Raw genomic sequence first — 7,759 nt, 5'->3', positions numbered from 1 at the left:
ACAAAAGCAACAACAGAAGCAACAAAAGAAGATACAAAAGCAACAACAGAAGCAAAAAAAGATGATACAAAAGCAACAGCAGAAGCAAAAAAAGATGATACAAAAGCAGCAACCGATAATACAAAAGTAGCAACGAATAAATAATAAAGTATCCCCTTCCACCGAAGGGGATTTTTATTACTCAATTATCAAACAAAAAATAAGAAAGCCCCCAAAAGGGGGTTGTTTTTGTTCCAGATTATCTATTTATTGAGGCACTATTTTTATTGTTATTGTGTTATCATGGTTATGGGGTGAGTTCATGAAAAAAAATACACACTTAATAGTCGGCTTTATATGCTGTATTATACTGATTTCTGCATTAGTTTACTCTTTTGAACGCTATGGTGGCTATTTCATCAGCACTCTTTCCCAACCAAAACTCTCTAATCAATTAATAGGTACTTACACCTGTGGTGAAAACACGCTCTGCTCATTAACAGCAGGTCCAGGAAAAGTATTTTATCTGGAAGATTATCAAAACGATATTTTTTTGGAGGGTACTTTCGAGAATAAGGAAGACAATGTTTATTTGCTTCAGTGTAAAGAGGTGTATCTCTCCGATACGGTTATGGAAGAACAGGCTGTTATTTGTAAAAATTTATCCTTTAATTTAAAATTGGGTGATTTCACTTGGAATTTTACAAAAATCAGCGAAACCCCAAGCAAACCATGGTTTGGTAGCTTTGGTGATTTTGTAAAAGAATACGCTGTCGAAAATGGAAAAATTGAAATATCATTATACAGAACTATCCCTCTTTTCAGCCGAGAAGGTTTTAATTAAACCGAATAAACAAGAGTCAGACTTTAGACTGACTTGGTGCCCTAGCTAGGTACTATTCATATTAAATGACCACGAATTAATATTGAAATAATATGCAAGTCAAATACAAGCCAGCACTCTCACAAACCCAGTAAAATCAAGGGATTGTAGGGTTCTGTTTTGGCGTTGGGGACGCCGAGGTGGTTATGCTTGCTTTTGTTTTACTTTGTGTGAACTTTTGTGTGAACTACTGTTCCAGAATGCCACTTTTAAGATGGATTATGGATATTTAGCAGGATAAACTGAGTTCAACAAATGCTATGAGAATGCTGTAAATTCAGCAATCCTAGCAATTATCAGCTAAAACGAATTTGAAACGAGAACCGTTCTATTATGGTTCGAATCCAGTTATCAGCTGTCTAGAACCCCCGTAAATCGGGTGTTATTTTTTTGTGCTGGGATGTTTGATCGTTTATAATGCCTTTGTAGCTCATAAAAAATTTGTGGTTTCTATGTTCTAACTAAAAAATATAGGACAATATTAAAATCGCATAAATGTTGTAAAAGAAATAGCTTTCTTCCGAGTTTGAAGACCTGTTATAATAAATACTGTATTTAAGTGGAGAACGCTATGGCAGTGTTGCCTATTATGGGGTGGTTCTACTGAAATTTTATGATAAATGGAATAATAATTTATTTTTATAAGAAGTTATGAGGTGAAATTTTGAAAAAGAAATATACGATTGGAGAAACGGCGGCCTTATTGGGAATTTCTACGCAAACATTACGATATTATGATAAAATCGGACTGCTCTCTCCAGGGATTACTGATGAAAACACAGGGTATCGATATTACTATTATCAACAATTTCATTATCTTGATAGAATAAGATATCTTCAAAGCTTTGGAATGCCCCTGGAGGATATAAGAAAAATTATTCACAGCGGTAGTGTGGATTTATTGTTGCCGTATTTGCGAAAAAAAAGAGAGAATGCCTTACAGGAGCTAAAAGAGATGGAAGAGCGAATTAAGGACATTGAATGGTATATTGACTATTTTACTTATATGAATAAAGGAGAAAATCTGGATAATTTATATAAAATTCAGAAGGAGGAACGATATATTTTAAGTGTTCCCTGTTATTATAAAGAACAATTGGCTCAAATGGAAATACGGTTGGCTGCGGCAAAAAGCAAATCCGAATACACACAAACAAAGTTTAGAAGGCAATATGGATATAAGATAGATTTGGATGCGCTATTTAAAAAAGAATTTTATCCCAGAGAATACTTTGTTTATTTTAGAGGAAAGCCAGTTTTAGATGAGACCTTGTATGATGTAATTCCAGCAGGAGAATATTTGTGTTTTCAAACACAAGCATTATCAGAAAATTGGGATATTGATATGCTTACCAAATATTTTGAAAATAAGCCACAACCCAAACTGGTGCTTGCTATGGAATTTGAAGATAACTTAGTGGATTATGCTGATGCTCAATATGAAATCCAAATACTTCTTTAGTAATAAGTAATAATTGACCTTATAGTAGGTATAAGAATTACGATTTCATTAATGATTATTTAAGAAAGTGGTGGATAACTTGTTGAAACAAAATACAGAAATTCTTTACAAAGGTACAGAGAATAGAGAAGGGGCACTTCATCCTGAAACGCCGGCGATATATCCTTCCTCGGCATATATCATTGAAGACACTAGAGATTATGATTTTGCGAATAGTGGCGGAAAATACTTTTACAATAGAACCGCCAACCCCAATCGTGATGGATTGGCGGAGGCAATTTCCTATTTGGAAAACGGCGAAGACACTTTGGTATGCTCTTCGGGTATGGGTGCCATTTCTACAACCCTGTTGGGCTTGCTTAAGTGTGGAGATCATGCAGTATTCAATAAAAGCATTTATGGTGAGACAATAGAATTAATTGAAATTTTGGAAGGTTTTGGCGTTCATGTTTCTTTGGTAGATTTTACAAATATTGAAGAATTTGAAAGCGTTATGAAAGATGGTACCAAAGTAGTCTATACAGAGATTATTGCAAATCCGCTGACTTTGGTTGTTGACATAGAAAAAATCAGCAAAATCTCTCATTCTTTTGGTGCAATGGTAGTTGTGGATAGTACCTTTACTACACCTTTTGTAATGAAACCCCTTGATTTTGGTGCAGATATTGTCATTCATAGTTTAACAAAATTTTTTGGTGGGCATAGTGATGTGACTGGGGGGTCAATTACTGCCAGTAACGAAATAATCAAAAAAATGAAGCAAAGTTACTTATTGTTGGGGGCATCTTTAGATGCAAATTCGGCATGGCTTTTACAAAGAAGTATTAAAACTATGGGATTAAGAATGAGAGCACAATTGGATAATGCAGTTCTTGTAGCAGAAGCATTAAGCAAAAATCCTCATATTCAGTGTGTATATCATCCCAGCTTGGAAAATCATCCTCAGCATGCATTAGCAAGCCAAATTTTTTCCTATGGATATGGTGCCATGATAAGTTTTTCTGTAGAGGATAACAGAGAAAAAGTGGATGAATTTATTCGTCGACTGAAAGTAATTAAGTATTTAGGTACCCTAGGCGGAATTAGAACGACATTAGCTCACCCTGCAACAGCCTTTCGGAATGAGTTTACAGAGGAGGAGTTGAGAAAAATGGGTATTCATGAAGGACTCATTCGAATTTCAACGGGCGCAGAAGATGTGGTGGATTTAATTGAAGATTTAAATCAAGCTCTAGAAGTATTTAATAAGGCATAATAAGGTATAATTTTTTTAATAAAATCGGAGGGGATTTTACAAGATGGAAAGAATCTTGGAAGTTTTATCGGCAATTTCAGATTTTTTATGGGGCACACCAATGACGATTGCATTGGTAGGAACAGGTATTTATTTAACAATTAAATTCAGATTTTCTTACATAACAAAAATAAAGTTTCATTTTAAAAACACATTTGGAAAGATGTTTAAAGGCGGAGAAGGAGAAGGAACAGTTTCTGGGTTCGCAGCCGCTTGTACCGCTATGGCAAATACCATTGGTGTAGGTAATATTGGTGGTGTTGCCACTGCCATTACTATGGGTGGCCCTGGTGCGATTTTTTGGATGTGGATGTCCGGCTTGTTGGGTATGAGTACAAAAGCATGTGAGATTATTCTCGGTCAAAGATACAGAGTAAAATATGACAAGTCAATGGATGAGTATCTTTGTGATAGATCTTTTGTTATGAAGAATGCCCGTGGATGGAAAACGGGGTCAATTATCTTGGCTGTATTTGTATTTATTTTTGGGCCTTGGACCAATGCGGTACAGACCGAATCTGTAACCAGCTCTCTTTATGAAGCATTTCAAATTCCTCCCATTATTTCTGTTGCGGTAATCGGAATTACATGCTTTGTGACAATTGCAGGTGGGTTAAAGAGAATTTCCAGTGTTATGGAAAAAGTGATTCCTTTTATGGCTTTGGCTTACATAATATCTGGTATTGGAATTTTAATTATGAATTATGATGCTGTTCCCGCTGGGGTTGCATTAATTTTTAAAAGTGCGTTTACACCTATGGCTGGTGTTGGTGGCTTTGCAGGTGCTTCGGTTAGAGATGCTATCAGATTTGGTATTGCTCGTGGGCTTTACTCCAATGATGCTGGTACTGGTTATGGCATTGTTGCCCATGCATCAGCCCAGACAGACCATCCTGTTCGTCAGTCTTCTTGGGGCTGGGGAGAAGTTTTCTTAGATACAATTGTTGTTTGTTCCGTAACTGCATTGTCAATCATTTTAACCAACTCCTATATTGATTATCCTGATATTACCAGTGCGCAATTAACCACAGTAGCATTTAAAGTGGCATATGGAAAATTTGGTGGGTACTTCATGGCATGCGCAATTTCAGTTTTTGCTTGGACAACTATTATTGGTATGTATTATAGCTGTGCCAAGTCAGTAAATTATGCCCTTGGAGACACTGAGCTGAATAAAAAGTTTTCTCCGGTTTACATGGTGTATTTCCTAATTCCTGCTCTTGTTTTTTATAATATTAAGGCGGACATGCTTTGGGCTTTTACAGATATTTTAAGTGCAATGTATGTAATTATTACATTGACATTCATTTATGCTAAACGGAAAGAAATATTCAGATTATATAATGATTTCTGGAACCGCTTTATTCCTGAACTAAAAGCAGGGAAAAATCCTGAAAGAGTTTCTTATGAAACCATTGAACATGAAATTACAGATTAATTTTTAAATACCTTAAGAGTATTTCCTAAAGTCAGGGTGTCGATAAAGTCGGCACCCTTTTAAAAAAGCTAGTTTCAAGGGCTTTTAAAGTAGCAAAGAAAAGTGGTTTTTAAAATGCCCTATTTGCCTCTGATAAGCCTATGTATATTTTTGGTTTTTTTTAATAAATTGATTTATTCTTAAGGTGTTTCATGGGAGGTCATTATGGACTTTATTAAACGTGCATGGGTTGAAATTTCTATTGAAAACCTAAAATATAATTTTTATAAAATAAAAGCGCTACTCAACAAAGATGTTAAAATAATGGCAGTTTTGAAAGCCAATGGGTATAATTGCGGTGACGTAAGAATTGCCAAGGAATTGATTGCATTAGACGGAGAAATTCAATTTGCGGTATCTAACGTAGAAGAGGCCATCCAATTAAGAAAAGGAGGAATTGAAAACCCTATTTTAATTTTGGGGTACACTCCTCCGGAGTATGCATATTTATTGATAGAATACAATATTACCCAAACCTTAGTATCTTATGATTATGGGTTGCAACTAGAGAAAGTTCTTCAAAAGGAACAAGAAAAGCTGAAAATACATATAAAACTTGATACAGGTATGGGCAGGATGGGAATTCGTTGTTATGATGAAAATTTTCATGATGCTGTGGAGAAAGTTGCGAAACTCTGCAACAGCAAAATGTTTCAGGTAACAGGATGCTATACTCATATTTCAACTTTCTATGAGAATGACTTAGATTCTCTGGAATACTCAAAACTTCAATTTTCAAGATTTAAAAGAATTACAGACGATTTGATATCAAAAGGTATTTATCTGGGGATTTTACATTGTTTGAATTCTGCCGGAACAGTAAATATGCCGGAAATGCAGATGGATATGGTGCGGGTGGGAATGCTGATTTATGGAGCATTGCCCCAGATTAACAATCATAAAGGCATTGCGTTTAGACCAATTGTAACAATTAAATGCCGTATCGGCAAAGTAAGTGATGTAAAAAAAGGTGATTATATTGGTTACAGCAGAGCATTTTGTGCGGATGAGGATATAAAGGTAGCTGTATTAACCATTGGCTATTCTGATATTTTGCGCATGGGATCAGGGAAGGGGTATGTATTGATTAATGATGTACCTTGTCCTGTGATTGGGGGCGTTTGTATGGATCAAATGGTGGTTGATATATCCCAAGGCGGCGAAGTGAAGGCAGGAGATATTGCTGTGGTTTTGGGGCAATTTCAGGAAAGGGAGATAGATTTTGCGGCAATGGCAGAATTTCTACAGTGTGGAGAAGAGGAGGTTTATTGCCATATTACCTATCGCCCAACAAAAATATATGTTTGATTGAAAAGCCATTGGGGTTGCCCGATGGCTTTGGCTTTTTTATATGTGAAGTAAAATGAGATAAGTAAGAAAGTACTACTGAGAATGCTTAAAATGAATAAAATTAAATACCTAGTAACAGATCGTTTTCGGTAAGATTCTTTTTAGATATTATAAAAATAAACCAAAAAAGCAAGGATCAAAAATCCCTGCTTTTTTGGTAGAAACATTAAAATTAATGCCCCTTATGTTTTTCCGTGCGCTTTTGCTGACGTAAATCGAATTTTCTCTGATTTTCAGCATCTTTTTGCTCACGGGAACGTTTTTTTCGCGCTAGCTTTCCTTGCTCTTGTTGAAGCTTAAGTGCTTGTTGTGCCTTTGTGCCAATCCCTGTTTTTTGCAGTTGGTGTTTAATTTCACGCTGCATACGTTTAGGATTCATGGATTTTTCTGTAATGCATTTAGCATCCATAGATGCATGAAACCGCAGATAGGCCCATCTGTTCAGTAGAAAGTCATAAATCTCATAATCCTTTGGCTCTGCGCCTAAAGTAATCTTGCATACCTCATAGATGCCCTCTGACTCCCGCTCATAAATACCTACCCAAAATGGGTCTTCAAAAAATACAGTAAATCTCCATACGGTTTTTAACATAGTTTTCCCTCCTGTAAGTTTAAAACATACAAAGAAGGGACAACCAAGGAGGCAGGTTACTGACAGCATTGCTGCGTCCGGACTACCAACCGGAACTGTGTTTTTATCTTTGCAGAATGATTATAACATAATGGTGAAGGATTTTGAATAATAACTTTCGTTTATAATTATTTAAGATGTAACCTCAAATACTATTACTAAAATAAATCTCTTTGAAAGGCAGCAGATTATCGCGATAGCGTTAGAAGCACATCAAAGCACAAGGAATGTAATTGACAGACCCGTTGAATTATCTGCATCAATCATAGAATTTGCTAAAGAGAAATTTGGAAAATTTGTAATGTAATTTGCATTTTTTGTTGTTATTTGTTAAAATAGAATGATAGAAACAAGCCTTTTTCATTGGCAGATATGTATATTTTTTACTAAGTTATAGTTACAAATACATTCTTGTAAACGATTAAAATTATAGTAAAAATATTCCCTACTAACTTGTTATGAAGTATATGACCAAAGGTAATATTTTTAAAAATATTATTAAAATTAAATTAAAATTGTGTTTATATTATATTTTTATATTATTATATAATAAAAAAATATATTTTGTCATGTTTTATATATGCAGATAATTATGATCTAATGTAATAGATACACAGTTATTAAATTCAAAAGTCTAAGATGAGAAAGTAAAATGGGTGGAAATCAATGCGATATTTACCAAT

Annotated in this window: 6 protein-coding genes; 5 read left to right on the top strand and 1 reads right to left on the bottom strand. The window is 34.9% G+C overall.

What is annotated here, in order from left to right:
- The first annotated feature begins 301 nt into the window (after nucleotides 1-301).
- The 5 genes from RTK36_RS02010 to alr all read left to right on the top strand — a co-directional run bounded on the left by RTK36_RS02010 (nucleotide 302) and on the right by alr (nucleotide 6,403).
- Nucleotides 302-823 (top strand): hypothetical protein, encoded by a 522-nt coding sequence (locus tag RTK36_RS02010; protein WP_312043791.1) that lies wholly within the window; start codon nucleotides 302-304, stop codon nucleotides 821-823.
- Between the two features lie 703 nt (nucleotides 824-1,526).
- Entirely contained in the window at nucleotides 1,527-2,324 is a 798-nt protein-coding gene (locus RTK36_RS02005; RefSeq protein ID WP_312043789.1) for a MerR family transcriptional regulator, read from the top strand.
- 82 nt (nucleotides 2,325-2,406) lie between these two features.
- Nucleotides 2,407-3,579, top strand: coding sequence for a trans-sulfuration enzyme family protein (locus tag RTK36_RS02000; RefSeq protein WP_312043786.1), 1,173 nt, complete (start codon nucleotides 2,407-2,409; stop codon nucleotides 3,577-3,579).
- Nucleotides 3,580-3,622: 43 nt separating this feature from the next.
- Nucleotides 3,623-5,056: an alanine/glycine:cation symporter family protein gene (locus tag RTK36_RS01995; RefSeq protein ID WP_312043784.1), complete on the top strand. Its 1,434-nt coding sequence runs from the start codon at nucleotides 3,623-3,625 to the stop codon at nucleotides 5,054-5,056.
- A gap of 204 nt (nucleotides 5,057-5,260) precedes the next feature.
- A complete protein-coding gene (gene alr, locus RTK36_RS01990) occupies nucleotides 5,261-6,403 on the top strand; it encodes an alanine racemase (protein WP_312043782.1) in 1,143 nt (380 codons plus the stop codon).
- Nucleotides 6,404-6,617: 214 nt separating this feature from the next.
- Here alr and RTK36_RS01985 read toward each other — a convergent pair whose 3' ends face one another.
- Nucleotides 6,618-7,037 (bottom strand): YjdF family protein, encoded by a 420-nt coding sequence (locus tag RTK36_RS01985; protein ID WP_312043780.1) that lies wholly within the window; start codon nucleotides 7,035-7,037, stop codon nucleotides 6,618-6,620.
- Between the last annotated feature and the right edge of the window lie 722 nt (nucleotides 7,038-7,759).

The organism is Anaerotignum sp. (assembly GCF_031981185.1).
Lineage (GTDB): Bacteria > Bacillota > Clostridia > Lachnospirales > Anaerotignaceae > Chakrabartyella.
The sequence above is the reverse complement of the archived record's forward strand: the minus strand, read 5'-3'. Positions and strand labels throughout refer to the sequence as shown.